Origin of the sequence: Mesorhizobium sp. M0159, from assembly GCF_040322295.1 — a bacterium.
Classification (GTDB): Bacteria; Pseudomonadota; Alphaproteobacteria; order Rhizobiales; family Rhizobiaceae; genus Mesorhizobium.
In genome coordinates this window covers 160,254-184,649 of the sequence record NZ_JAMYTF010000001.1, presented here as the reverse complement: position 1 = coordinate 184,649, position 24,396 = coordinate 160,254, and the positions used below count along the sequence as shown (strand labels likewise).

Below are 24,396 nucleotides of genomic sequence, written 5' to 3'. Positions count from 1 at the left end.
ATCTCAGACCTTTTCGACTTCTGGCCGGCCGAGAATGCCGGAAGGCAGGAAGATCAGCACGATCGCCAGGATGGAAAAGGCGGCGACGTCCTTGTAATCGATCGAGAAATAAGCCGACCACATGCTTTCGATGAAGCCAATCATCAGCCCGCCGAGCACGGCGCCGGGCAGTGAGCCGATGCCGCCGAGCACCGCGGCAGTAAATGCCTTCACACCGGGCGTAAAGCCGTCGGAAAACACCACCACACCGTAGTACATCAGGAACAACGTGCCGGCGACGGCGGCAAGGGCGGCGCCCATGATGAAGGTGATCGAGATGGTGCGGTCGACGTCGATGCCAAGCAGTGCGGCCATCTTGCGGTCCTGCTCGCAGGCGCGCTGCGCCCGACCGAGCGAGGTCTTGTTGACCAGGTACCAGAACAGCGCCAGCAGGACTATGGTGACCAGGACGATGATGATCTGCTTCAGCGAGACGCTGATGCCTTCGATGTTGTAGACCTTGGACACCATTGGCGGGACCGGCTTGTTGCGCGGCCCTTGGGTCACCTGGACGAAATTGGACAGCGCAATCGACATGCCAATCGCGGTGATCAGCGGCGCCAGCCGGAATGAACCGCGCAAAGGCCGGTAGGCCACCTTCTCGATCGTCCAATTATACAGGCTGGTCAGCAGCATCGCGACGATCATCATGATCAGCAGCGCAACGACGATCGGCAGCGAATAGAACAACGCACCGAGGATAAGGAAAACGATGAGCGCGGTGAAAGCGCCGATCATGAAAATGTCGCCATGGGCGAAATTGATCATGCCGATGATGCCGTAGACCATCGTATAGCCGATCGCGATCAGCCCATAGATCGATCCCAGCGTCAGCCCATTGATAAGCTGCTGGACAAAATACTGCATGCTGTCGTGGCTCCCCTGGAATGTCGCCCATGCAGACGCATTCCTTTTCGTATTTCCCCTAGTCGTAAAGTTTCGAGCCCGGATTGCAACGTGATTTTTCGATCATTATGCGTGTTTTCGCCGCACGCCGTTCGATTGCCCGTTTTGTTCCCGTCCGCCCCCTGGACCATCGCGGACCCTACCATTGGCCTAACGCAATGTCTTTGACGATTCAATCGCAGCATGCGCTCCATTTCGAAGAAATCGCCGTCAAAATAAGTTGATGAGCGGGATCGTTGCGCCGTTGACGTCAATCCGCTTGCGCTCTCTCTTTCCCTTGCGTCAGTGTTTTTTCTATTTGACGACGAAGCCGTGCGCGAACGGGTCGCGGTCGTCGATGAAGATCGTGTTCAATCCGGTCATTCGTGCCCAGCCGCCGATCGAGGGAATGATTGCCGGCTTGCCGGCGACGGTGACCTCTTCCTCGACCCTGCCCTTGAACAGCGAACCAATGATCGATTCGTGGACGAAGTCGTCGCCAACCCCAAGCTTGCCCTTGGCGTGAAGCTGCGCCATACGCGCCGAGGTGCCGGTGCCGCAGGGCGACCGGTCGATTGCCTTGTCGCCGTAGAAGACGGCGTTGCGGGCATCGGCTTGCGGGTTGGTCGGCGCGCCGGTCCACAATATGTGCGACAGCGTATTGATGCCGGGATTCTCCGGATGCACGAAGGTATATTTTTCGTTGAGCCGCTGCCGCACCACCGGGCTCCAGGCGATCAGTTCGCCGGCCGAATGGTCGGCCATGTCGCGATAGGTCTTTTGCGGTTCGACGATGGCGTAGAAATTGCCGCCATAGGCGACATCGACGCTGATCTCGCCGAGCCCGGGGCATTCGACCGTCAGTGCCTCGGCATAGAGGAAGGAAGGCACATTGGTGATGCGCACCTCCTCGACATAGTCGCCGACTTGGCTGTACTCCGCTACGACCACGCCCGCCGGCGTATCCAGCCTGAGCACGCCCGGTGTCTTCGGCTTGATCAGCCCATGCTCGACGGCAAAAGTTACCGTGCCGATGGTGCCGTGGCCGCACATCGGCAAGCAGCCCGAGGTTTCGATGAACAGGATGGCGATGTCGCAATCTTCACGCGTCGGCGGATAGAGGATCGAGCCGGACATCACGTCATGGCCGCGCGGCTCGAACATCAGCCCGGTGCGGATCCAGTCATATTCGGCCAGGAAATGCGCTCGCCGCTCCATCATCGTTGAGCCCTTGAGCAAAGGCCCACCGCCGGCGACCAGCCGCACCGGATTGCCGCAGGTGTGGCCGTCTATGCAGAAGAAGGAATTCTTGGCCATGCCGGCTCCCAACTGAATGTCTTCGAACTCAAAACCGTTGCGGGCTGAACGGGCCGAGATCGAGCGATGGATTCTGCCCGAGAACGAGCTCGCGGATCAAGCGCCCGGTCGCCGCAGCCTGGGTCAGGCCGAGGTGACCGTGGCCGAAACCATACACCACCGACGGCGTTTGTTGCGACCGCCCGATCACCGGCAGCGAATCCGGCAGCGACGGCCGGAACCCCATCCATTCGCGTCCATTGGCCGGATCCAGTCCCGGCAGGAATTTCTGCGCCTTTTCGAGCAGCGCTTTCGAGCGCGCATAATTGGGCGGCCTCTCAAGGCCGCCGAGTTCGACCGCGCCGCCGACGCGCAGGCCCGTCTCGAGCGGCGTGATGACGAAGCCATGCCCGGAGAAGATCAATTGCCGCTTTACGTCGAAGGCAGTCTTCGGCAACGTCGTGTTGTAGCCACGCTCGGTCTCCAGCGGGATTCCGTCGCCGAGATGTCTCGCCAGCAGATGCGACCAGGCCCCGGCAGCGATGACGACGTGCTTCGCCCGTCGCCGCGTGCCGTCGGCCGTGGTCAAGATCGCGCCGTCCTGTCCCGCCTTGACACGCTCGATCCGGGCCCTTTCGAACCCGGCGCCCAACCTCTCGGCATAGGCCCACAAGGCCTTTCCAAGCAGTTTGGGATCGGCAACGGTTTTCCACCCCGGCACGAACGTTCCCTTGACGAAGCGCGGCGACAGACCGGGCTGCAGGGCTGTGAGAGCGCTCCCCTCGACATGGCTGAAGCCGATGCCGAAGCGCTGCCTTGCCGCCCAGCCGGTCAGCGAGGCCTTGAACTCGGCCTCGCTGTCGTAGAGTTCGAGCGAGCCGTCCTCATGCAGCATCGGCCGTGTGCCGGAACGGTCGAGCAAGCCCATCCATTCCGCCTCGGCGAGCTTCATCATCCCGGCCTGCGCGGCAAGGCCGGCTTCGTAGCGGTCGCTTCGGCCGGCGCGCCAGAAGCGGACCAGCCAGGGCAGCAGCTTCGGCAGATACGCGGGTGGGATGCTGAGCGGGCCGAGCGGGTCGGCGAGCCATTTCGGCAACTGCTTGATCATGCCCTTGTGGGCGAGCGGCAGCACATCGGAGAAGGCAAAGGCAGCGGCATTGCCGGAGCTGGTTTCCTCACAGATCCCCGTCCGATCGAAGATCGTGACATTTTGGCCCGCCTCTGCCAGAAAGGCGGCGGCGCAGATGCCGATGATGCCGCCACCAATGATGGCGACATCGAGCGTAGCATTATCATTCATTGCCATGCGCCGCGCTGCACATCTGCAAATGCCTTCAAAGCGACTGGATCAGAATGTCGGCAGCTCTGGCCGCACCGCCAGCGCATCCCTGACGATCTTTTCGACTGCCTTGCGCTGCTCGCCCGACAATGGCTGGCGCGGCATGCGCACGCGGTCGTTGGTGTTGATCGCCAACACTTCGGCGAGCTTGATGTTCTGCACCAGATAGGTCGAGACGTCGAGGTCGAGCAGCGGCCGGAACCAGCGGTAGATCTTCAACGCCTCCTCGCGGCGGCCCTGTCTCATCAGCTGGTAGATGGCGACGGTCTCGCGCGGGAACGCGGTGACCAGGCCCGCCACCCAGCCGATGGCGCCGACCGACAGCGCCTCGAAGGCGAGATTGTCTACGCCGGTGAACAGGTCGTAGCGGTCGCCGAGGCGGTTGATGATCTCGATCGAGCGGCGGATATCGTCGGAGGACTCTTTTATGGCGACGAAGCGTTGGTCCTTCGCCAACTCCTCCATCTGGTCGACGGTGACGTCGACGCGGTAGGCAAGCCGGTTGGAGTAGATCATCACCGGCAGGTCGCCGGCCGCGGCGACGGCGCTGAGTGCCGCGACCGTCTCCTCGGCATTGGTATGGTAGATCGGGCTCGGCACCACCATCAAACCGTTGGCGCCTTCCTTGGCGGCGCGGCGCGCGATCGCCGCCGCCTCGCGTGTACCGGCCTCGTTGACCGTCAACAGCACCGGTTTCTTGCCGGCGATCTTCTGCGCGGTCTTCAGCACCGCGATCTTCTCGTCGTGCGACAGCATCGGGCCTTCGCCGAGCGACCCGCAGACGATGATGCCGTCACAGCCGGCCTCCATCTGCAGCGCAAAGCAGCGCTCCATCTCGGCATGGTCGAGGCCGTCGTCCTCGGTGAATTTGGTCGTAACGGCGGGGAAGACTCCGGCCCACATGTCGATCGCTCCATCTGATATATCAGTCGTATATTTCTTAAGAAGCCGGCTGTCAACGTTGAATCTGATATGATATATCAACAATATATCAGGAGATGTCGCATTGGTATATGACAGACCGGGCTCCGAGCCGGCGACCGCGAAGGCCTACCGCAGGCTCGAGCACATGATCGTAACTCTCGAACTGGCGCCCGCGAGCTTCATCACCGAGGGGGCGCTGATCGACAGGCTCGGCCTCGGCCGCACCCCGGTGCGCGAAGCGATCCAGCGGCTGGCCTGGGAGGGGCTGCTCGAAGTCCGGCCGCGTGCCGGCATTGCCATTGCCCCGCTTCACCCTGGCGACTGGCTGCGTGTCCTCGACGCCCGCCGTGGCATCGAGGTGGTGCTTGCCCGCTCGGCCGCCCGCTTCGTCACCCGCGAGGCCGCCGACCTGTTCCATGACGCTGCCCTTGCCATGCAAAAGGCGGTGATTTCGGAAAATGTGTTTTACTTCATCCAGGCCGACAAGGCGCTTGATGAGGCGCTGGCGCTGGCTGCCGACAACCCGTTCGCCGCGCGCCTGGCGGCGCCCTTGCAAACCCACAGCCGCCGCTTCTGGTTTCGCTACAAGGCCGATACCGGCTTGGCCGAATCAGCCGAGCACCATGTCGCGCTGATCCGCTCGATCCTCGCCGGCGACGAAGAGGCCGCGGCCAAGGACGCCAAGCGGCTGATGGCGCTTTTGCGCGGCCATGCCGAGGCGGCTGCTACGCGCTGAGCCTGCCATTTCGTCATGCGCCCTGGCCGGGCAGGGCCATCACGTTTTCCCAATTGTCGCCGGCCGCGACGATGCAGCTTCTGCCGGCGATATCGGTGACGACGATGGTCCAGGTTCCGGTCTCGGCGACAAAGACTTCCATGACCGCCTCATGACCGATCAGCCCCAAAGCAAACTGCCTTTCCTGGAACTTCTCGCTCAAATGGGCGACGATCTCGCCATGTTCAACGCAGTATTGATATTGCGCGCCTGCGGTGTTCGTACCCACCGCCAATGCGCCAGCAAGAACTAGGGTTTTCACCCATCTCAACAGCGATTTGCGTGCCATAGGGCACCTCCTTTGCCATCACGTTCCGGCAAAGGAGGGGTTTGACGGCCTCATTTTGCCGGAGCGATTCAGGCCGGTTCCGACGTCATCATCATCGCGTCGTTCCTTTCTGTGTTCCGGTCTGCCATTGGTGGGAACGATTCCAGATGTTCCCATTATGTTCTCGATATATGGTATCGGCAATGGAAAAGCGCAAGCAGGCGCCCAAGCGGGCGCCTGCAGATCCGTTTTACGGATGTCGCCGAAAGAATGGGCCACAGGCTGTGCGGCCATGCCGAGGCGCGCAGACCCGTGATAAATCGTTCAGATGCCTGGCAGCGCCGCTGTCGTCATCGCGCTTTCCCAGCCTTCGCCGACTGAAATCACGCAGCTTTGACCTTTTGTGTCGCTGGCGAGGATGGTCCATGTGCCCTTGTCGGAAACGAAGACTTCAAGCACCACATTCGGATTGACGACGCCGACTGCGCTCGGGTTTTCATGAAACTTCTCGCCGAGCGCCTTGACCATATCGGCGCGAGCCGCGCATTGCTCGGCAGCCATTGCCGGTATCGCGGAAACTGCCACTGCAGCGCAAGCGATTGTCGCCATGAGACGTGCCATCTGACACCTCCTTTGCGCCGGACGATATCCCCCGGAGCCGTCACCAGCGCCGTTGGTTGATCTGCCAGCGTCTCCTTCGCGGCAGGACTGCAACCTAAGAAGATTGCTGCCTTCTTGGTTCCATCACATTAGTGTTCATGCCAATGAAGACGGCGACAAAAAAGCCCGGACTCAGAGCCCGGGCCTTTCTCGCGGTCTGTCTTCGCGCGCCCGCAACCGGAAGCGAGGACACGCAAACGGATCGTTCGGTCAGTTCATCGTCGGGATGACGAACTCGGCACCATCCTTCACGCCGGACGGCCAGCGCGACGTTACCGTCTTGGTCTTGGTGTAGAAGCGGAACGCGTCCGGCCCGTGCTGGTTGAGGTCGCCGAAGGAGGACGCCTTCCAGCCGCCGAAGGTGTAGTAGGCGATCGGCACCGGGATCGGCACGTTGATGCCGACCATGCCGACCTGAACCCGCGAGGCGAAGTCGCGCGCCGCATCGCCGTCGCGGGTGAAGATGGCAACGCCATTGCCCATCTCGTGCTCGTTGGCGAGCTTGATGGCGTTCTCGTAGGTCGGTGCGCGCACCACCGACAGCACCGGCCCAAAGATCTCTTCCTTGTAGATGCGCATGTCGGCGGTCACATTGTCGAACAGGCAGCCGCCCATATAGTAGCCGTTCTCGTAGCCCTGCATGGAAAAGCCGCGGCCGTCGACGACCAGCTTGGCGCCTTCCTTGACGCCGGTGTCGACATAGGATTTGACCCGTTCCAACGCCTGCGCCGTCACCAGCGGGCCGAAATCGGCGGAAGAATCCGTCGACGGACCGACCTTCAGGCTCTCGACGCGCGGCACCAGTCTTTCCATCAGCCGGTTAGCGGTGTCGTTGCCGACCGGGACGGCCACCGAGATCGCCATGCAGCGCTCGCCGGCCGAGCCGTAGCCGGCGCCGATCAGCGCGTCGACGGTCTGATCCATGTCGGCATCGGGCATGATGATCATGTGGTTCTTGGCGCCGCCGAAGCACTGCACGCGCTTGCCGGCCGCGCAGCCGCGCGAATAGATGTACTGGGCGATCGGTGTCGAGCCTACGAAACCGATGGCCTTGATGTCGGGATCGTCGAGGATGGCGTCGACCACTTCCTTGTCGCCGTTGACGACATTAAGGATGCCCGCCGGCAGACCGGCCTCGATGAACAGTTCGGCAATCCGCATCGGCACGCCCGGATCGCGCTCCGACGGCTTGAGGATGTAGGCATTGCCGCAGGCGATGGCCGGCGCGATCTTCCACAACGGGATCATCGCCGGAAAATTGAACGGCGTGATGCCGGCGACGACGCCGAGCGGCTGGCGCATCGAATAGACGTCGATGCCGGGGCCGGCGCCATCGGTGAACTCGCCCTTCATCATATGCGGCGCACCGATGCAGACCTCGACCACTTCGAGGCCGCGCTGGATGTCGCCCTTGGCGTCGGCGATGGTCTTGCCGTGTTCGCGCGCCAATATCTCGGCCAGCGCGTCATACTCCTTGGCGACCAGCTCGAGGAACCGCATCAGGACGCGTACGCGTCGCTGCGGATTGGTCGCCGCCCAGCCGGGCTGTGCGGCCTTGGCGTTTTCGACCGCCGCGCGCAATTCCGCCTGCGAAGCCAGCGCCACCGTGCCGCGCACCGTGCCGTCCATCGGCTGCATGACGTCCTGCTTGCGGCCGCTGGTTCCGGCGACGCGCTTGCCGCCGATGAAATGACCGTATTCGATCATGGTCTCTCTCCCTGGTTCGTGATGAGGCATTGTCCGCCTTTGCGGGAGCGATGGCAACGCGAGCGAAAACGCAACCGTTGTGCGGAGAATAGATAGCGGTTGACGGCAGAGCATCAATTCTCGCAAATAGGAAGAATGCAGGTCCCCAGCAGCAAGGATTGAGATTGAGTTCCTTCACCGCCCCCCTCTGTCCTGCCGGACATCTCCCCCTCAAGGGGGGAGATTGGCTGTCACGCCCGCCTTCGGAAATCTTCACCGCGGCAAGAAAGACGCCTGCGGCGAAACTGCCAATCTCCCCCCTTGAGGGGGAGATGTCCGGCAGGACAGAGGGGGGCGCGAAGGAACGCGGTTTTGATCGTTATCGCCAGGACCACCCTCATGAACTGGGATGATGCCCGTATCTTCCTTGCCGTAGCGCGGGCCGGCCAGATCCTCGGCGCCGCCAGGCGGCTGGAGCTTAATCACGCGACCGTCTCGCGCCGCATTGCCGCCCTCGAGGATGCGCTCAGGACAAAACTGTTTCGCCGGCTTACCACCGGCAGCGAGCTGACGCCGGCGGGCGAGCGTTTCCTCGAGATTGCCGAACGCATGGAGGGCGACATGATCGCCGCGCGCTCGACCGTTTCAGGCGAAGGCGACGACGTCTCGGGCACCGTGCGCATCGGCGCGCCGGATGGCTTTGGCGTCGCCTTCCTGGCCAGGCGCCTCGGCGCGCTGACCGCTCTGCACCGTGAGCTCACCATCCAGCTGGTGCCGGTGCCACGCTCCTTCTCTTTGTCCCGGCGCGAGGCCGACATTGCCATCACCGTCGAACGGCCGACGGAAGGCCGCCTGGTGGCGGGAAAGCTGGTCGACTACACGCTCGGCCTGTTCGCGTCGCGGGCCTACGCCGACACCCATGGCCTGCCCGGAACCGCCGCCGAGCTAGGCCAGCATACGCTGATCGGCTACGTGCCGGACCTGATCGTCAGTCGCTCGCTCGACTACGCGGCCGAATTCAGCCCCGACTGGCGCACCAGCTTCGCTATTTCCTCCGCGCTCGGCCAGGCCGAAGCAGTGCGTTCCGGCGCCGGCATCGGCATCCTGCACACCTTCGTTGCCCGCTCGATGCCGGAGCTGGTGCCTCTCGATATCGTCGCACCCATACGCCGCGCCTACTGGCTGGTCTATCATGAATCGGTCAGGCCGCTGCGCCGCGTCCAGGTCGTCGCGAGCTTCATTACCAAGGCCGTCGAACGGGACAGGGGTTTGTTTGCGTGAGCCTGCCGGCCGCTGGCTGTCTTAGCTGGTGGGCGTCTTACTTGGCGTATCGTCCGGGCCCGAGATCGCCGACGTCGATGTCCGGCACCCGGCTGGAGATGATGTCGGCCAGAACTTTGGCCGAGCCGCAGGCCATGGTCCAGCCGAGTGTGCCATGGCCGGTGTTGAGATAGAGATTGGAGAAATCGGTGCGGCCGATCAGCGGCGGCCCGTCGGGTGTCATCGGCCGCAGCCCGCACCAGAAGGTCGCCGATCGCATGTCGCCGCTGCCCGGAAACAGGTCGCCGACCGAATGTTCGAGCGTGCGCCGCCGCGATTCGTGCAGCCGCAGGTCGAAGCCGGAAATCTCCGCCGTGCCGCCGACCCGGATACGGTCGCCGAGCCGGGTGATCGCTACTTTGTAGCTCTCGTCCATCACGGTCGAGACCGGTGCGGCGGCGGCGTCCTTGATCGGCAGGGTGATCGAATAGCCCTTGACCGGGTAGACCGGGATGGGCCGCTTCAGCATGCGCATGAACCGTGCCGAATAGCTGCCCATCGCCATCACATAGGCATCAGCGACCATCCAGCCCTTGCTGGTGCTGACGTTGGTGATGCGATCGCGCTTCTTGACGACGCGCCGTATCTCCGTGTCGTATTCGAAGGTGACGCCGCGTACCGCGCAAAGCTTGGCAAGCCTGTCGGTGAACATCTTGCAGTCGCCGGTTTCGTCGCCGGGCAACCGCAGGCCACCGACGAATTTTTCGCGCACGCCGGCCAGCCCAGGCTCGGCCGCAATGCAGCCGTCGGGGTCGAGGACCTCGTAGGGGACGCCATAGGCCTTCAGCACCTCGACATCGCCGCCGACGCCGTCGAGCTGCTTTTGCGTTCGGAAGAGCTGCAGCGTGCCCTTGGCGCGCTCGTCATAGGCGATGCCGGTCGCCTCGCGCAGCGCCTTCAGCGTGTCGCGGCTGTACTCGGCCAGCGGCACCATGCGCGCCTTGTTCAGCGCGTAGCGTTCAGCCGTGCAATTGCGCAGCATCTTGACCAGCCATATCCACATATGCGGATCGAGGGCCGGTCGCACCACCAGTGGACCGTGCTTCATCAAAAGCCATTTGATGGCCTTCAGCGGAACGCCGGGCCCGGCCCAGGGCGAGGCATAGCCGGGCGAGATCTCGCCGGCATTGGCAAAGCTGGTTTCCAGCGCCGGGCCTTTCTGGCGATCGATCACCGTCACCTGATGACCGGCCTCGGCAAGAAAATAGGCGGTTGTGACCCCGATCACGCCGCCGCCCAGCACGAAGATCTTCATCGTTTGGTTCTCCGCGGCGGCATCTCGTCGGGATTCGAGACCGGGATCATCGCCGCCTCATGTCTGCCGGATTCTGTGGCCTCAGCCAAGTGCCGATGCTTAGGGAAAAGACATGCGTGAGGACAACAACCTTGCGTCCTAGCCATTCACATAGCGCCGGTGGAAACGGTGGCCGAGACTGGTCAAGACCTCATAGCCGATGGTGCCGGCTTGGCCGGCAACCTGGTCCACCGTCTGCGACGACGGTCCGATGAGTTCCACGAGGTCGCCGGCCTTCAGCCTGCCGGGCGGCAATGCGGAAATGTCGAGGATGATCGAATCCATCGAAACTCGGCCAACGAAGGGCAGCCGCACATTTTCGAGCCAGGCGAAGGAAGCGGCGCGTCGATGCCAGCCATCGCCATAGCCGAGCGAAATCGTCGCCGCGGCAAGCGGAGCCTTGGTGTGGAAAGTGTGACCGTAGCCGACACCAGCGCCGGCCTCCAATATCCGCGTCTGGATGACCTTGGCTTGCAATCGCACCACCGGCAGCATCGGATTGTCCTTCGCCGGCGTCGGATTGACGCCATAGAGAGCCGCACCCGGACGAACGAGGTCGTAGTGATAGCGCTGCCCGAGAAAAATGCCTGATGAATTGGCAAGGGAAGCCGGCGCTTCCGGCAGCATCCGGCGCAGCCGTTCGAATTCCAGCCGCTGCCGCTCGTTGGCCGGCTGCTCGGGTTCATCGGCGCAGGCGAGATGGCTCATCACGAACGTCAGTTCGACACCGTCGAAAGCCTGCGGATCCTGCGCGACTGCCTTCACCTCGGATGGCGTCATGCCGAGCCGCGACATGCCGCTGTCGACCTGGAGGGCGGCCGGCAACTTACGGCCCACCCGCTCGGCCATCTCGCGCCATGCCGCGAGTTGGCTGGCGCTGTTGAGTACTGGGCAAAGCCCTGCCGCAACCGCTTCCCTTTCCGCACCCGGCGGAATGCCGTTCAGCACATAAATGGCCGGGTCTGAGCGGAGCGCCTTGCGCAGCAAGGTGCCGCCGGCCAAATGCGCAACAAAGAAAGTATTACAGCCCTCACCCATCAGCGCCGCCGCCACCGGCGCCGCGCCAATCCCGTAGCCGTCGGCCTTGACCACTCCAGCACAGCCGACGCCGCCCAGCCGCGCCTTCAGCCGCCGGTAGTTCTCACGGACGGCGCCGAGATCGATGGTCAGGATCGCCCCTGCCGCGGCTTCGCTGATCGGTTCGCCCAGGGTGACGGTCGGCGGAAGAGATTTGCTGGAGATGTTGTTCATGCCGACCTGTTTTAACGGAAGGCCGGCGGCTACGCCACCAGGTGCCGGAACGCCGCCACCACGTCTTCGTAGACCTTGCGCTTGAATGGCACGATCAGGCCCGGCAATTCCAGCATCGGCCGCCACGCCCACCGGTCGAACTCGGCCTTGTGGCCACTCGGCGGCGGATTGATCGCGATCTCGCTTTCGTCGCCGTGGAAACGGAAGGCAAACCATTTCTGCGTCTGGCCGCGATATCGTCCCTTGAAGGCGACGCCGACCAGATGCGCCGGCAGGTCGTATTTGATCCAGTGCGGCGCCTCGGCCAGCAGCGACACCGAGCGCATGCCGGTCTCTTCGTAAAGTTCACGCGCCGCCGCGGGCAGCGGCTCCTCGCCATCATCGATGCCGCCCTGCGGCATCTGCCAGAGCTGCGTCGTTCCAGCGAATTCGCTGTCCGGCTCGGCAATGCGACGGCCGACCCAGACCAGGCCGGCCTCATTGAGGACCATCACCCCTACGCAGGGCCGGTAGGGCAGCGTCTCGGGCTCAACGAGCTTGTTCTTTGCCATCTCAGCCTTTTTCCGGATCTATGGCCACCGCCGAAACCGGCACGATCTCGATGCCACGCTTCTTGGCCTCGGTCACCCAGGAAGACACGGTATCCACCGTCAGGTCGAAAGCCGAGCCGATGCCGACGGCAAACCCTTTCGCCCGTGCCGTCGCTTCCAGCCCATCCAGTTTCTTCAATATGGCGCCGCGGTCCTGCACCGCATCGATCGCCGTATCGCCGCCGACGAACGGCACGCCGTCCTTCAGCGCCAGTTCGGGTGCCAGGCTGCGCGCCGACGAACCGTCGTCGACATAGGCCAGACCACGCTTGCCAAGCTCGGCCATCAACGGCCCCATCGCCGTCGCGTCGGCCGAAAAGCGGGCGCCCATATAGTTCATGACGCCGGTGTAGTTGGTCGTTCGCGACAGCGCCCAGCGTAAATTCTTCAAATTCTCGTCCGGCGTTGCAGCCACGGTCAGCGTGTTACGGCCGGGATTGACGTTCGGATAGTCGAACGGCTCAAGCGGTACCTGCATGATGACCTCATGGCCGCTCTGCCGCGCCACCTGCATCCAGCGGCCGATGCTGTTGCCTTGCGGCGCGAAGGCCAGCGTCACCTCCGCCGGCAGCTTGGCGATGGCTGCCTGCGTGCCGGTCTGCGACACGGCAAGCCCGCCGATGACGAGCGCGACGCGTGCACCGCGAGCCCCGGACCACGGCCGCGCATAGACATCGAACGGGCGCCTGCCGTCGGCGGCGCGGATCGGCAACGGACCGGTTTCGCTGACCTCGACCAGCGCCTTGTCGGGAATGTGCGCGATCCTGAGGTTCTGGCCGATCGTCGAAGGGTCGCGAATGACTATGGCCGCCTCGGGTGGAGCGTCGCCCCCCTCGGTCTGGACATGGATGATCTGCGGACCGCCCGTCTTCGGCCCGCTTATGTTGGCCCCGCTTGCGTTGCTTGGCGCAGCCATTTCGGGCGTCGCCTTGGCGGGCGCGGCGGCGGTATCCGCCGCCGGCGTCTTCGGCGTCGAAACGGCTACTTCTTGCAGCTTCCGGAACGGCTTGTCTCGCAAGGCGATGGCGCTGGAGACGCCGACTACGGACAGCACGACAAGCGCGGCCGCGACCGCGCCGGCGCTGATCCCGCTGCCTGAGCGCGGCAGCCGGATCGCCTGTCCGAGAGGTCGTTCTATGTCCTTGTCGATATCAGCCAAGCCCGCACCCCCCGGCGTGCATCCCCGAAGTAAACCTTCTCCGGAGGCGCAAAATCCAAAATGTCGGCGCGTCCCCTTGCTTCACTGGACGCGCAGCATGCCGGCCGCGGCCCCCGAATCAAACTGCCGGAGCCTCGCGGCCCCGGCAGCATCGCATCGCTTCGCTCAGGCAGCCAGACCTGTTTGGCCCGGCTTGCCTGCCCTTACTGGTTCAACACCGCCTTTTGCGGATTCGGCGGGAACGCCGGATCCGTCTTCTGGCCGCGCAGCAGCTGCTCGGCATAGATGAGCTGCAAATCGTCCTTGGGTTCCGGCGGCACATAGGCGGCCGAGCCCGAACCGGTCGTGCTTTCGTCGGCGCCCTTGATATGGCCCTTGAGGTCCGATTCGCCGCGCGTCAGGTCCCTGCCCTGCAGTTCCGCCGGCAGCGGCTGGTCGACCTTGATGTCGGGCGTGATGCCCTTGCCCTGGATCGACTTGCCGGACGGCGTGTAATAGAGCGCCGTCGTCAACCGCAGTGCCCCGTTCTCGCCGAGCGGAATGATGGTCTGCACCGAACCCTTGCCGAAGGACTGCGTGCCGACCACGGTGGCGCGGCGCAGATCCTGCAGCGCGCCGGCAACGATTTCCGATGCGCTGGCCGAGCCGCCATTGACGAGCACGATCAGCGGCTTGCCGCCGATGTCGTCGCCGGCCCGCGCGTCGAAGCGGGTGACGTCCTTCGGATCGCGGCCGCGCGTCGAGACGATCTCGCCACGGTCGAGGAAGGCATCCGACACGCTCACCGCCTGGTCGAGCAAACCGCCCGGATTGAGGCGCAGGTCGAGCACGTAGCCCTTGAGCTTGTCGTTCGGCACCTGCTTCTTGATGGTGTCGATGGCATTCTCGAGGTCGTCATAGGTCTTTTCGGTAAAGGAGGTGATCTTCATGTAGCCGATGTCGTTTTCGACCCGGAACTTGACCGCCTTGACCTTGATGATATCGCGCACGACGGTCAGTTCGATCGGCTTGTCGGCGCCCTGGCGCAGGATGGTGAGCTTGATCGGCGTATTGACCAGCCCGCGCATCTTCTCGACGGCGTCGTTGAGGGTCAGGCCGCGGACCTCCTCGCCGTCGATCTTGGCGATATAGTCGCCGGCGAGCACGCCTGCCTTGGCGGCCGGCGTATCGTCGATCGGCGTGATCACCTTGACCAGGTCGTTCTCCATGGTGACCTCGATGCCGAGGCCGCCGAATTCGCCCTTGGTCTGCACGCGCATGTCCTGCGCTTCTTCGGCATTCATGTAGGAGGAGTGTGGGTCGAGCGACGACAGCATGCCGTTGATGGCATTTTCAACCAGCGACTTGTCGTCGGGCGGCGTCACATAATTCGCCCTTACCCGTTCGAAGATATCGCCGAAGATGGCCAGTTGCTTATAGGTCTCGGAGCCCGCAGCCTTCGCTGTCGAGCCGGGCGCGCCATAGACCAGGCTCATCGCCGATGCACCCATCAGCGCACCGGCAAACAGAAGCGACAGTTTCCGCATCATTCACGTCCTTCCAGAAAAACGGTCCGCCCACCATGGGGCCGGATCGACGGGTTTTCCATCCTTGCGGAACTCGACATAGAGCTCCGGTGTGGCATTTCCATTCTTCGATGCCGAGGTGCTCGCCACCCGGGCCTCTCCCATCGCGCCGACCGGCTCACCTGCGAGCACCGACTGGCCAGACGCGACGCTGATTCTGCTCATCCCCGCCAGGACGACATGATAGCCGTCACCCGCATTCAGGATCAAGAGTTGACCGTAAGAGCGGAAAGGCCCCGCATAAAGCACATTTCCATCCGCCGGCGCTGTGACGATGGCTCCCGATTGTGTCGCAACCATGTCACCGAGCATCACCGCGCCGTTACCGTCGTCGGCCCCGAAGCGCCGCTTGATCCTGCCGGTGACCGGCAGCGCGATCTGCCCTTGAAGCGCGGAAAACGGCGCGGCAGCGGTGAGCCTGTTGCTCTCCGGCACCGGCAGCGAGGCCAATTCCGTCGGCGCCGCAGCCGATGCCGGGCCCTTGTCGGCGTCGGCCGTCTTTTGCTCGGCTGCCTTGGCCGCATCCGCCGCCTTGCGGGCTCTGTCGGCCTCGAGCGAGGCGATCAGTTCTTTCAGGCTGCCGGCCTTGGCCGCCAGCGTCGCGGACCGCTGCTTTTCGGCGGCCAGCGCGGTTTGCGTATCGGCGGCGAGCTTCTGCTTGGCTTCGAGCAGCATGCCGAGCCGCTTTTTTTCCGCCGCCTGCTCGCCGACAGCTGCCGTCAGCCGCGCCCGCTCGGCCTCGATCGAGGCCGTCACCCGCGACTGCTCCTTGAGGTCGGCCAGCAACATGTCGGTCTGGTGGCGCAGTTCCGGCACCACGGCACCGAGCAGGATGGCGCTGCGCACCGACGACAATGCGTCCTCCGGCTTGACCAGGATCGCCGGCGGCGGATTGAGCCCCATGCGCTGCAGCGCGCCGAGCACTTCGGCCAGAACGTCGCGTCTGGCGGCCAGTGAGGCGCGGATCTTCTGCCCCTGCGCCTTCAGCCCTTCCAGCTTGCCGCCAATGTCCTCGATGTCCTGGCCGAGCTTCTGCTCGGTCATCGCCGACTGGATCAGCGCCGCGGTGATCGAGGCGTGGTCCTTCTTGACAGCCGCTATGTCAGCGGCGAGCTTGGCCAGCCGCTCGGACGACAGCGTGATCTCTTTCGATACTTTTTCGTATTCGGCGCGGCTCTGGTCCGGGTCGGGCGCCAGGTCGAGCGTGTTCTCGGCCCGCGCGACGCCGAGCGAAAGCGCGATCGTCGCCACGGCGATGCCGTAGCGCACGCGCCAGGAGCCCGTTCGTGATTTCCAGTCTTCAGACATTGAAGCCCAACTCTATGCGCGGCTTCGTTAACGAACCATCAACCATGTTCGAGCCCCGGCCGTCATCGACAAACCCCATGAGCCCAAACTGTCGATGAGCATTGGGGCAAAAATCCGGGCGGCTGGCATCAATTCGCCGACGGAGCCGACTTCATGAACGATGGTAGGGGTGACCGGAAAGGATCGTGGCCGCCCGGTAAAGCTGCTCGCCCAGCATCACGCGGACCAGCTGATGCGGCCAGGTCAGCGCGCCGAGCGACACCGTCAGATCAGCCAGGTCGCGCAGTGACTGGTCATGGCCGTCGGCGCCGCCAATGGCGATCACCAGCGCCTTGCGCCCGCCATCGCGCAGCGAACCTATGCGACCGGCGAAATCCTCGGAGGAAAGGTTCTTGCCGCGCTCATCCAGCAGCATCAGCGCCGTGCCCGGTTGCAAGTGCGTCTGCAGTTTCTGGCCTTCCTCGCGCCGGCGCTCATTGGCCGTCTGCGCGCGACCTTCGGCAATCTCGACGATCCCGGCGAATTCGAGGCCCACGGCAGGACCGCTCCTGGCAAAACGCTCGAAATAGCGGTCGGCCAACTGCTTCTCGGGGCCGGCTTTCATTCGGCCCACGGCATGAACCGTAATCTTCATCCCTGCCTCGAAGAGCCGCTGATGCATGTCGGACGACGACATGCATCAAGACGAATACGGCTCAGTGGAGGGTCTCCTCCTCGAGATCGGGCGCCTGCCACATCTTTTCGAGATTGTAGAAGTCGCGGACCTCGGGACGGAAGACATGGACGATGATGTCGCCCGAATCGATCAGGACCCAGTCGGCGCCAGCCAGCCCCTCGACGCGTGCAGTGCCGAGCCCGGCATCCTTCAGCGCCTTGAGGAGATGATCGGCAACAGCCGAGACATGACGGTGCGATCGGCCCGACGCGACGACCATGTAGTCGCCGAGGCTCGATTTCCCCTGAATGTCGATTGAGACGATGTTTTCGGCCTTGGAGTCTTCCAGACTGGCAAGGACTGTCTTGATGGCGCGGGACACGGCGTCGTTTACGCTGATCCCGGCCGGCGAAGGCACGATGTCGGCCTTCTTCCGCAGTGCTGTTCTCAGTGTATTTCCTTTCGCAGCAAGAACAACCAAATCACCTCTGAAATCAGGTGACACTGCTTAGATAGGCAGAGTTAGGTTGCAGTTTCAAGACACCGCTCGCAAGCAGGCACCCGGCAGCGGCCGAATATCCGGCTTTTCGGGCCAGAAAATCGGAACCGCCTCGCCCCGCAGCGGTTATCGGCTCATCCACGAACCGGAATCCCGACATGCCGATCGATCCCCAGAACGCTCTCCTCACCGTGCAATCCGGCCTGGCGCAACTCAGCACGCTGATCGTCTCCTACTCGCTTTCGGCGGTCGGCGCCGTCATCCTGCTGGTCATCGGCTACATCGTCGCCGGCCTCGCCGAGCGTTCGATCTATGCCGGCCTCGGCCATATCAGCGGCTTCGACGAAACGCTCCGCCATTTCTTCTCGCAGGTCGTCCGCTACGCCATCCTGGGACTGGTCGTAATCATGGTTCTCGGCCAGTTCGGCGTGCAGACGGCTTCGATCATTGCCGCTATCGGTGCCGCCGGCCTGGCCATCGGCCTGGCGCTGCAAGGCACGCTGCAGAACATTGCCGCCGGCATCATGCTCCTGGCGCTGCGGCCGTTCCGCATCGGCGAATATGTCGAAGTCGGCGCGATATCCGGCACCGTCGAGGAGATCGGGCTGTTTGCCACAACGCTGAGGACGGTCGAAGGCGTCTACGTGCTTGCACCCAACTCGACCCTGTGGAACCAGCCGGTCCGCAATTTCACCCGCAACGGTGTGCGCCGCGGCGACATCACGCTCAGCATCGGCTCCTGGAACGACATCGATTTTGCGCAGAAGACCATGCTCGGTGTCGCCGCCGCCGACCGACGCGTCAGGCGGCAGCCGGCGCCGATCGCCTTTGTCGCGACTGTCGGCGACAGCACCGTCGCCATCACCTTGCGCTACTGGACGGCGGCTGCCGATTTCTTCGCCGCCCAGATCGACCTCACCAAGAGCGTCAAGCAGGCGTTCGATGCCGAAGGCCTTTCAATCCCGGCGCCGGCGCCGCAAGTGCCGCAGCCGGAGGCCTCAGCCACGCAGCAATAGAGCATTTGAACCCGGCCGGCAGATGGCCCTCAAAGCTCTCCGCGCCCGCGCTGATCTTCGGGCGCGAAGGCGAGATCGACAGGCAACGGCGCCTGCGCCGTCATTGGCGCGAAACTGCCGGTCTCGGTGGCGGGCACCGGCCGAACCATGACGACGCGCCAGAGAACGAACAGGCAGTAGGCTGTGGCAATGACGATTGCCACATAGATGAAGGCCTGCGTGCCGTAGACGGCGGAAAGTCCGGTCACAATGCCGGGTACGACGAAGCCGGACAGCGACCAGGCAAACAAAAGCGAGCTCGACAACGCCACCATGTCGTCCTTGCCGGCGCGGTCGCCGGCATGGGCGCTGGCAAGCGAATAGATCGATTCCGAGGCGCCGTCCCAGACCACATAGATGACGAGCAGCACCGCCAGCGCGCCGCCGTCGAAACCGAGGGCAAACAGGCCCGCCGCGGCGGCAAGCGCCGACGCCGCGATCAGCACAAAGCGCCGGTCGGTGCGGTCGGAAATCCAGCCGAGCGGAATCTGCAGGATCAGCGTGCCGACCGGCATTGCCGAAAGCAGCAAGGCGACGTCGGCCTGGCTGTAGCCCTTGGCCGTGGCATGGATCGGCGCAAAACCCGAGATCGTCATCGACAGGCCGCCGACGGCAAGCATACCGGCAACGCCGACCGGGGAGATCCGCCAGGCGCGGCCGAGCGCCACGGACGCCGCTTGCGGCGCCGGCGGCTGCGCAAGCCGCGTCAGCCCGACGGGAAGGATCGACAGCGCGGTGAAGGCAATGCCGATCAGCGGCGCGTCGGCCGCGCGGATATCGATCAACGCCAGCGTCGAGTAGCCGACGCCGAGCCCGGCGACGTAGGCAACGTAGAAGATAGCCATGACCCGGCCGCGGATGGCGTTGGCGACGACATCGTTCAGCCAGCTCTGCGCGACAATGAACAGGCCGCATATGGCAAAGCCGTAGAGTGCCCGTGCAGCGATCCATGGCAATGGGTGCGGCCCCGCGCCGACCGCGGCGTTGGACAGCACGATCAGCGCCGACAGCACCATGAACACGCGGGCATGGCCGACACGCCGCACCAGCGGCCCGGTCAGGATGCAGCCGGCGAGGCCGCCAGCCGAAAGGCCGGTGACGATCAGCCCCGCCCATGTCGGATCGAAGCCCTCGGCGCCGAGCCGGACTGGGATATAGGCGAACATCAGCCCATTGCCGACGGCGATCAGCGCCATCGACAAAAGGATGCTGGCAATGGCGATCGACGGCGCCGGCTGCCCTAGACCGTTCTTGTCCTGGTCGCGCTCGAGAATCGTCATGACCGAGGATCGCCCATCAAGCAGGTCAAGGCAGCGGCAAAAGCGACATCACCGGACTTGCCTTCCGCGCCGGTTCAGCCCTTTGCCACCTTGCGGATCGCGCTCGACGACAGCGACGAACGCGGGCCGTGGATGAAGGTCCAGGCCGGCGCCGTCATGCGGGCGAGCCGCGGTGCGTCGCCCTCGTCGACGCGGGCATAGTCGAAGGTCTTGGCGACCACCGACGACAGGAACGACAGCGTCGCGCCTGGCCGGTCGACCACCGCGATCGGGAACGTCATGACGATGCGGCGCCAGCGCTGCCAGCGGTGGAAGTCGCGAAGCGAGTCGGCGCCCATGATCCAGACAAAATCGACGCCCGGGTTACGCGCCTTGACCAGCGCCAGCGTGTCGGCGGTGAAGCGGACGCGGTGGGCCGCCTCGAATGCGGTGACCTTGATCTTCGGGTTCTTCGCGATCTTTTCGGATAGCTGCAGCCGCTCGGCCAGCGGCGCCAGGTCTCCGGCATTCTTGAGCGGATTGCCGGGCGTCACCATCCACCACAGCTGATCGAGCGCAAGGCGTCTGAGTGCGATCTCGGCGACCAGCGCATGGCCGGCATGCGGCGGGTTGAACGAACCGCCGAACAGCCCGACCGCCACGCCTTTCCCGGCATGCGGCATCTTGAGATAGCGGGAGGATATGGCATGTTCGGACAAGGCAAGCATGCGTCAGGCACCCCCCTCTGCCGCGCCGGGCATCTCCCCCTCAAGGGGGGAGATTGTCAGCTTCATCCCTGGCGCCCTTAGTGCGACATCGAAGATTGGCGAAAGTCTATGCGACATCCGATCTCCCCCCTTGAGGGGGAGATGTCCGGCAGGACAGAGGGGGGTGGCTGGGCGCACGCCTCTCAGGCTCGGACTGTGGACGGATTCAAGGCCTCACCTGTCCCGACCCGCGCACGCGATATTTGAACGAGGTCAGTTGCTCGACGCCGACCGGCCCGCGTGCATGCATCTTGCCGGTGGCGATGCCGATCTCGGCGCCCATGCCGAACTCGCCGCCATCGGCAAACTGGGTCGAGGCGTTGTGCAGAAGAATCGCCGAATCGACCTCGTTGAAGAACCGGTCGACCGCTGTGGCGTCCTCGGCGATGATCGCCTCGGTGTGATGCGAGGAAAACGTCTCGATATGCTCGATGGCGCCGCCAATGCCGTCGACCAGCTTCACCGCAATGATGGCATCGAGATACTCGGTCACCCAGTCTGCATCGGTCGCGGGCTGGGCATCGGCATAAAGCCTCAGCGCCTCGGCATCGGCATGGATCTCGCAGCCCGCCGCCCGCAGGGCCTCGAGGATCGGCACCAGGTGCGTGCCGGCGGCGGCACGGTCGACCAGCAGCGTCTCGGCAGCACCGCACACCCCGGTGCGCCGCATCTTGGCATTGACCGCGATCTTGACCGCCATGTCGAGATCGGCCGATCGGTCGATATAGAGATGGCAGATGCCCTCGAGATGCGCGAAGACCGGCACCCGTGCCTCGTTCTGCACACGCTCGACCAGGCTGCGGCCGCCGCGCGGAATGATGACCTCGAGATTGCCGGAAAGTCCTTTCAGCATTTCGCCGACGGCGGCGCGATCGGTGGTCGGCACCAATTGTATGGCATCCTCCGGCAGCCCGGCTGGCTTCAGCCCCTCGACCAGGCAGGCATGGATAGCGGCGGAAGAATTCGCCGAATCCGAGCCGCCGCGCAGGATCACCGGATTGCCCGCCTTGAGGCAGAGCGCGCCGGCATCGGCGGTCACGTTAGGCCGGCTCTCATAGATGACGCCGACGACGCCGAGCGGCGTGCGCACCCGTTCGATATGCAACCCGTTCGGCCGGTCCCATGCGGCAATGACATCGCCGACCGGATCGCGTAACCCGGCGATCTCGCTGATACCGTCTGCCATGGCGCGGATGCGGGCGGGATCGAGCTTCAGCCGATCCATCGACGCTGCCGATAGGCCAGCCTCCCTGCCATTTCTGATGTCGATGGCATTGGCGTCGAGGATGTCCTGCTCATGCCGAAGGATCGCCTGAGCCATGCCGATCAGCGCCGCGTGCTTGCGCTCGGCCGCAGCTATGGCCAGCGGGCGGGCCGCGGCACGCGCGCGGCGGCCGATATCGGCCATCAGCGCCACGGTATCATCCCGGGATTTTTCATGCAGCGTCAGCATGGCTCATCCTCCGCTATGTAACCTGGTCACCGACTACTTGCTCACCACCGGCATGGCTCACCACAAGGTCGTCGCGGTGGATCATCGCCGAACGCGCCTCGTAGCCGAGCACGGTTTCGATCTCTGTCGTCCTCAGCCCAGCGATCCTTACGGCATCGGCGGCATCATAGGCAACCAGCCCGCGCGCGATCTCGCGGCCCTCGGGCGACAGGATCGCCACCGTGTCGCCACGCGCAAAATTGCCGCTGACCAGTTTGACGCCGGCCGGCAGCAGCGACTTGCCGGAGAGCAGCGCGCCGATGGCGCCGGCATCGACGGTCAGCCGGCCGGCCGGTTCGAGCTGCCCGGCGATCCAGGTCTTGTAGCCCTTGACCGGATTGGCGCTCGGCCGGAAGAAGGTGGCACGCTCGCCGCGCTCGATTGCCAGCAGCGGCGACAGCCGCGTGCCCGATGTGATGATCATGGCGGTGCCGGCGGCGGTCGCGATCTTGCCGGCGTCGAGCTTGGTGCGCATGCCGCCGCGCGACAATTCCGAAGCAGCGGCACCCGCCATCGCTTCGATGTCGGGGGTGATGCGGTCGACGACCTGAATGAACCGGGCTTGCGGGTCACGCGCCGGCGGTGCCGTGTAGAGCCCGTCAACGTCGGAGAGCAGCACCAAAAGGTCGGCGCCCATCATGGTGGCGACACGCGCCGCCAGCCGGTCGTTGTCGCCATAGCGGATTTCGGAGGTGGCCACCGTATCGTTCTCGTTGATGACCGGCACCGCCTTCATCTTGAGCAGTGTCGAAATCGTCGCCCGCGCGTTGAGATAGCGGCGGCGCTCTTCGGTGTCGCCGAGCGTCAGCAGGATCTGGCCCGATTTCAAGCCATTCTTGCCGAGCGCATCCGACCAGGCGCCGGCCAGCGCGATTTGCCCGACGGCGGCCGCCGCCTGACTCTCCTCGAGCTTCAGCGCCCGCTTGCCGAGGCCGAGAATGGTGCGGCCAAGTGCAATCGCGCCCGAAGACACGACGAGAATTTCGGCGCCGCCATTGGCCAGCACGGCGATGTCGTCGGCAAGCGAGGCCAGCCAGTCGCGCTTCAGGCCCGTCGTGCGGTCGACAAGCAGCGCCGAGCCGATCTTGACGGCAATGCGCCGATAATTTTTCAGCGATTGCGCGGCCATGGCTATGTGTTCCAGCGCGTCTCGACCGGCGCAGCGGCAGCCTCGCGTGCATCGGCCACCACAGCGATCAGCGCGCGCAACACCGCCTCGACGCCTTCGCCGGTGACCGCCGAAAGCAGCATCGGCGCGCGGCCGGCGGCACGTTTCAGCGAGGCGGTCTTTTTCTTGCGTGCGTCGGCATCGAGTATGTCGACCTGGGAAAGCGCGACGATTTCGACCTTGTCGGTCAGCCCATTGCCGTAGGCTTCGAGCTCGGCACGCACGGTCTTGTAGGCATTGGCCGGATTTTCTTCCTGCGCCGAGACAAGATGCAGAAGGACACGCGTGCGCTCGACATGGCCAAGGAAGCGGTCGCCGATGCCGACACCTTCATGCGCGCCTTCGATCAGGCCCGGAATATCGGCAATGACGAATTCGCGACCGTCGATGCGGGCCACGCCAAGGCCCGGATGCAGCGTGGTGAAGGGATAGTCGGCGATCTTCGGCTTGGCCGCGGTGACCGCCGCCAGGAAGGTCGACTTGCCGGCGTTGGGCAGCCCGACAAGGCCGGCATCGGCGATCAGCTTCAGCCTGAGCCAGATGTTGAGCTCTTCGCCCGGCAGTCCGGGATTGGCGCGGCGCGGCGCCTGGTTGGTCGAGGTCTTGAAGTGCTGGTTGCCGAAACCGCCATTGCCGCCCTTGGCCAACAGAAAGCGCTGGCCGACGACCGTCAGATCGCAGATCAGCGTCTCATTGTCCTCGGCAAAGACCTGTGTTCCAGCCGGCACTTTCAGCGTTACGTCGGCACCCTTGGCGCCGGTCATGTTGCGGCCCATGCCGTGCGTCCCGGTCTTGGCCTTGAAATGCTGCTGGTAACGATAGTCGATCAGCGTGTTCAGCCCATCGACCGCCTCGACCCATACATCGCCGCCGCGACCGCCGTCGCCGCCGTCCGGGCCGCCGAACTCGATGAACTTTTCGCGCCGGAACGACACCGAACCGGCGCCGCCGTCGCCGGAGCGGATGTAGACCTTGGCTTGATCGAGAAATTTCATCGGATTGTATGGTTTCTGCTATTGGCTTTGCGGGATTGCTCTAAACCAAGGCGGGTCGAAGGGCGAGGGCCGTTTTTGCTACTGTAACGTCGCGCGTAGCTCTGGACGCGTACCATTTGGTTGACCCTTGCCGAAAATCGATCTTCG

23 protein-coding genes are annotated in these 24,396 nt (G+C 64.2%); 3 read left to right on the top strand and 20 right to left on the bottom strand.

The features are described from left to right. Positions 1-3: 3 nt before the first annotated feature. From NKJ32_RS00865 to NKJ32_RS00850, 4 genes are all read right to left on the bottom strand, one after another. Positions 4-906, bottom strand: coding sequence for a branched-chain amino acid ABC transporter permease (locus NKJ32_RS00865; protein WP_023678052.1), 903 nt, complete (start codon positions 904-906; stop codon positions 4-6). Between the two features lie 333 nt (positions 907-1,239). Then, complete coding sequence (locus NKJ32_RS00860; RefSeq protein ID WP_023678053.1) at positions 1,240-2,241, bottom strand: 4-hydroxyproline epimerase; 1,002 nt, start codon at positions 2,239-2,241, stop codon at positions 1,240-1,242. Positions 2,242-2,269: 28 nt separating this feature from the next. Further along, positions 2,270-3,520 (bottom strand): NAD(P)/FAD-dependent oxidoreductase, encoded by a 1,251-nt coding sequence (locus NKJ32_RS00855; RefSeq protein ID WP_352574659.1) that lies wholly within the window; start codon positions 3,518-3,520, stop codon positions 2,270-2,272. Positions 3,521-3,568: 48 nt separating this feature from the next. Next, positions 3,569-4,462 (bottom strand): dihydrodipicolinate synthase family protein, encoded by an 894-nt coding sequence (locus NKJ32_RS00850; RefSeq protein WP_352574657.1) that lies wholly within the window; start codon positions 4,460-4,462, stop codon positions 3,569-3,571. 166 nt (positions 4,463-4,628) lie between these two features. Here NKJ32_RS00850 and NKJ32_RS00845 point away from each other — a divergent pair, with 166 nt between their 5' ends. Continuing rightward, a complete protein-coding gene (locus NKJ32_RS00845) occupies positions 4,629-5,219 on the top strand; it encodes a GntR family transcriptional regulator (protein ID WP_502894516.1) in 591 nt (196 codons plus the stop codon). A gap of 13 nt (positions 5,220-5,232) precedes the next feature. On the opposite strand, the gene NKJ32_RS00840 is transcribed toward NKJ32_RS00845, so the two are convergent. The 3 genes from NKJ32_RS00840 to NKJ32_RS00830 all read right to left on the bottom strand — a co-directional run bounded on the left by NKJ32_RS00840 (position 5,233) and on the right by NKJ32_RS00830 (position 7,893). Next, on the bottom strand, positions 5,233-5,547 hold the full coding sequence (locus NKJ32_RS00840) for a hypothetical protein (protein ID WP_023678057.1): 315 nt from the start codon (positions 5,545-5,547) through the stop codon (positions 5,233-5,235). A gap of 303 nt (positions 5,548-5,850) precedes the next feature. Then, positions 5,851-6,147: a hypothetical protein gene (locus NKJ32_RS00835; protein ID WP_352574655.1), complete on the bottom strand. Its 297-nt coding sequence runs from the start codon at positions 6,145-6,147 to the stop codon at positions 5,851-5,853. 249 nt (positions 6,148-6,396) lie between these two features. Beyond that, positions 6,397-7,893, bottom strand: a complete 1,497-nt coding sequence (locus tag NKJ32_RS00830) for a CoA-acylating methylmalonate-semialdehyde dehydrogenase (RefSeq protein ID WP_023678059.1) — start codon at positions 7,891-7,893, stop codon at positions 6,397-6,399. A gap of 378 nt (positions 7,894-8,271) precedes the next feature. Here NKJ32_RS00830 and NKJ32_RS00825 point away from each other — a divergent pair, with 378 nt between their 5' ends. Further along, entirely contained in the window at positions 8,272-9,153 is an 882-nt protein-coding gene (locus NKJ32_RS00825; RefSeq protein ID WP_023678060.1) for a LysR family transcriptional regulator, read from the top strand. A 37-nt stretch (positions 9,154-9,190) separates the two neighbouring features. Here NKJ32_RS00825 and NKJ32_RS00820 read toward each other — a convergent pair whose 3' ends face one another. The 8 genes from NKJ32_RS00820 to rsfS all read right to left on the bottom strand — a co-directional run bounded on the left by NKJ32_RS00820 (position 9,191) and on the right by rsfS (position 17,432). Next, positions 9,191-10,447 (bottom strand): D-amino acid dehydrogenase, encoded by a 1,257-nt coding sequence (locus NKJ32_RS00820; protein WP_502901085.1) that lies wholly within the window; start codon positions 10,445-10,447, stop codon positions 9,191-9,193. A gap of 138 nt (positions 10,448-10,585) precedes the next feature. Beyond that, positions 10,586-11,737 carry an alanine racemase gene (gene alr, locus NKJ32_RS00815; RefSeq protein WP_352826650.1) on the bottom strand — a complete coding sequence of 384 codons (1,152 nt, stop codon included), beginning with the start codon at positions 11,735-11,737 and terminating at the stop codon, positions 10,586-10,588. A gap of 29 nt (positions 11,738-11,766) precedes the next feature. Continuing rightward, complete coding sequence (locus tag NKJ32_RS00810; protein WP_352826649.1) at positions 11,767-12,288, bottom strand: RNA pyrophosphohydrolase; 522 nt, start codon at positions 12,286-12,288, stop codon at positions 11,767-11,769. A 1-nt stretch (position 12,289) separates the two neighbouring features. After that, positions 12,290-13,486 (bottom strand): divergent polysaccharide deacetylase family protein, encoded by a 1,197-nt coding sequence (locus NKJ32_RS00805; RefSeq protein ID WP_352826648.1) that lies wholly within the window; start codon positions 13,484-13,486, stop codon positions 12,290-12,292. 203 nt (positions 13,487-13,689) lie between these two features. After that, positions 13,690-15,015, bottom strand: coding sequence for a S41 family peptidase (locus NKJ32_RS00800; RefSeq protein WP_023678065.1), 1,326 nt, complete (start codon positions 15,013-15,015; stop codon positions 13,690-13,692). Continuing rightward, positions 15,016-16,359 carry a murein hydrolase activator EnvC family protein gene (locus NKJ32_RS00795; RefSeq protein ID WP_023678066.1) on the bottom strand — a complete coding sequence of 448 codons (1,344 nt, stop codon included), beginning with the start codon at positions 16,357-16,359 and terminating at the stop codon, positions 15,016-15,018. Between the two features lie 151 nt (positions 16,360-16,510). After that, positions 16,511-16,993, bottom strand: coding sequence for a 23S rRNA (pseudouridine(1915)-N(3))-methyltransferase RlmH (rlmH, locus tag NKJ32_RS00790; RefSeq protein WP_023678067.1), 483 nt, complete (start codon positions 16,991-16,993; stop codon positions 16,511-16,513). 61 nt (positions 16,994-17,054) lie between these two features. Continuing rightward, positions 17,055-17,432, bottom strand: a complete 378-nt coding sequence (gene rsfS / locus NKJ32_RS00785) for a ribosome silencing factor (protein ID WP_023678068.1) — start codon at positions 17,430-17,432, stop codon at positions 17,055-17,057. A gap of 239 nt (positions 17,433-17,671) precedes the next feature. On the opposite strand from rsfS, the gene NKJ32_RS00780 reads away from it, so the two are divergent. After that, positions 17,672-18,529 carry a mechanosensitive ion channel family protein gene (locus tag NKJ32_RS00780; protein WP_023678069.1) on the top strand — a complete coding sequence of 286 codons (858 nt, stop codon included), beginning with the start codon at positions 17,672-17,674 and terminating at the stop codon, positions 18,527-18,529. Between the two features lie 29 nt (positions 18,530-18,558). Here NKJ32_RS00780 and NKJ32_RS00775 read toward each other — a convergent pair whose 3' ends face one another. The 5 genes from NKJ32_RS00775 to obgE form a co-directional block, all read right to left on the bottom strand. Further along, the gene (locus tag NKJ32_RS00775) at positions 18,559-19,848 is read right to left on the bottom strand and encodes an MFS transporter (RefSeq protein WP_023678070.1); all 1,290 of its coding nucleotides are present in this window, start codon (positions 19,846-19,848) and stop codon (positions 18,559-18,561) included. Between the two features lie 74 nt (positions 19,849-19,922). Beyond that, entirely contained in the window at positions 19,923-20,510 is a 588-nt protein-coding gene (locus tag NKJ32_RS00770) for a nicotinate-nucleotide adenylyltransferase (RefSeq protein WP_031212055.1), read from the bottom strand. A 250-nt stretch (positions 20,511-20,760) separates the two neighbouring features. Beyond that, positions 20,761-22,047 (bottom strand): glutamate-5-semialdehyde dehydrogenase, encoded by a 1,287-nt coding sequence (locus NKJ32_RS00765; RefSeq protein ID WP_352569550.1) that lies wholly within the window; start codon positions 22,045-22,047, stop codon positions 20,761-20,763. A 13-nt stretch (positions 22,048-22,060) separates the two neighbouring features. Further along, a complete protein-coding gene (gene proB, locus NKJ32_RS00760; RefSeq protein WP_023678073.1) occupies positions 22,061-23,215 on the bottom strand; it encodes a glutamate 5-kinase in 1,155 nt (384 codons plus the stop codon). 2 nt (positions 23,216-23,217) lie between these two features. Beyond that, complete coding sequence (gene obgE / locus NKJ32_RS00755) at positions 23,218-24,249, bottom strand: GTPase ObgE (protein WP_352569549.1); 1,032 nt, start codon at positions 24,247-24,249, stop codon at positions 23,218-23,220. Positions 24,250-24,396 lie beyond the last annotated feature (147 nt).

What these genes read in the sequence shown, in the direction of transcription:
- NKJ32_RS00865 (WP_023678052.1), bottom strand. Translation starts at nt 906, where the DNA reads ATGCAGTATTTTGTCCAGCAGCTTATCAATGGGCTGACGCTGGGATCG.
- NKJ32_RS00860 (WP_023678053.1), bottom strand. Translation starts at nt 2,241, where the DNA reads ATGGCCAAGAATTCCTTCTTCTGCATAGACGGCCACACCTGCGGCAAT.
- NKJ32_RS00855 (WP_352574659.1), bottom strand. Translation starts at nt 3,520, where the DNA reads ATGAATGATAATGCTACGCTCGATGTCGCCATCATTGGTGGCGGCATC.
- NKJ32_RS00850 (WP_352574657.1), bottom strand. Translation starts at nt 4,462, where the DNA reads ATGTGGGCCGGAGTCTTCCCCGCCGTTACGACCAAATTCACCGAGGAC.
- NKJ32_RS00845 (WP_502894516.1), top strand. Translation starts at nt 4,629, where the DNA reads ATGATCGTAACTCTCGAACTGGCGCCCGCGAGCTTCATCACCGAGGGG.
- NKJ32_RS00840 (WP_023678057.1), bottom strand. Translation starts at nt 5,547, where the DNA reads ATGGCACGCAAATCGCTGTTGAGATGGGTGAAAACCCTAGTTCTTGCT.
- NKJ32_RS00835 (WP_352574655.1), bottom strand. Translation starts at nt 6,147, where the DNA reads ATGGCACGTCTCATGGCGACAATCGCTTGCGCTGCAGTGGCAGTTTCC.
- NKJ32_RS00830 (WP_023678059.1), bottom strand. Translation starts at nt 7,893, where the DNA reads ATGATCGAATACGGTCATTTCATCGGCGGCAAGCGCGTCGCCGGAACC.
- NKJ32_RS00825 (WP_023678060.1), top strand. Translation starts at nt 8,272, where the DNA reads ATGAACTGGGATGATGCCCGTATCTTCCTTGCCGTAGCGCGGGCCGGC.
- NKJ32_RS00820 (WP_502901085.1), bottom strand. Translation starts at nt 10,447, where the DNA reads ATGAAGATCTTCGTGCTGGGCGGCGGCGTGATCGGGGTCACAACCGCC.
- alr (WP_352826650.1), bottom strand. Translation starts at nt 11,737, where the DNA reads ATGAACAACATCTCCAGCAAATCTCTTCCGCCGACCGTCACCCTGGGC.
- NKJ32_RS00810 (WP_352826649.1), bottom strand. Translation starts at nt 12,288, where the DNA reads ATGGCAAAGAACAAGCTCGTTGAGCCCGAGACGCTGCCCTACCGGCCC.
- NKJ32_RS00800 (WP_023678065.1), bottom strand. Translation starts at nt 15,015, where the DNA reads ATGATGCGGAAACTGTCGCTTCTGTTTGCCGGTGCGCTGATGGGTGCA.
- NKJ32_RS00795 (WP_023678066.1), bottom strand. Translation starts at nt 16,359, where the DNA reads ATGTCTGAAGACTGGAAATCACGAACGGGCTCCTGGCGCGTGCGCTAC.
- rlmH (WP_023678067.1), bottom strand. Translation starts at nt 16,993, where the DNA reads ATGAAGATTACGGTTCATGCCGTGGGCCGAATGAAAGCCGGCCCCGAG.
- NKJ32_RS00780 (WP_023678069.1), top strand. Translation starts at nt 17,672, where the DNA reads ATGCCGATCGATCCCCAGAACGCTCTCCTCACCGTGCAATCCGGCCTG.
- NKJ32_RS00775 (WP_023678070.1), bottom strand. Translation starts at nt 19,848, where the DNA reads ATGACGATTCTCGAGCGCGACCAGGACAAGAACGGTCTAGGGCAGCCG.
- NKJ32_RS00770 (WP_031212055.1), bottom strand. Translation starts at nt 20,510, where the DNA reads ATGCCGCATGCCGGGAAAGGCGTGGCGGTCGGGCTGTTCGGCGGTTCG.
- NKJ32_RS00765 (WP_352569550.1), bottom strand. Translation starts at nt 22,047, where the DNA reads ATGCTGACGCTGCATGAAAAATCCCGGGATGATACCGTGGCGCTGATG.
- proB (WP_023678073.1), bottom strand. Translation starts at nt 23,215, where the DNA reads ATGGCCGCGCAATCGCTGAAAAATTATCGGCGCATTGCCGTCAAGATC.
- obgE (WP_352569549.1), bottom strand. Translation starts at nt 24,249, where the DNA reads ATGAAATTTCTCGATCAAGCCAAGGTCTACATCCGCTCCGGCGACGGC.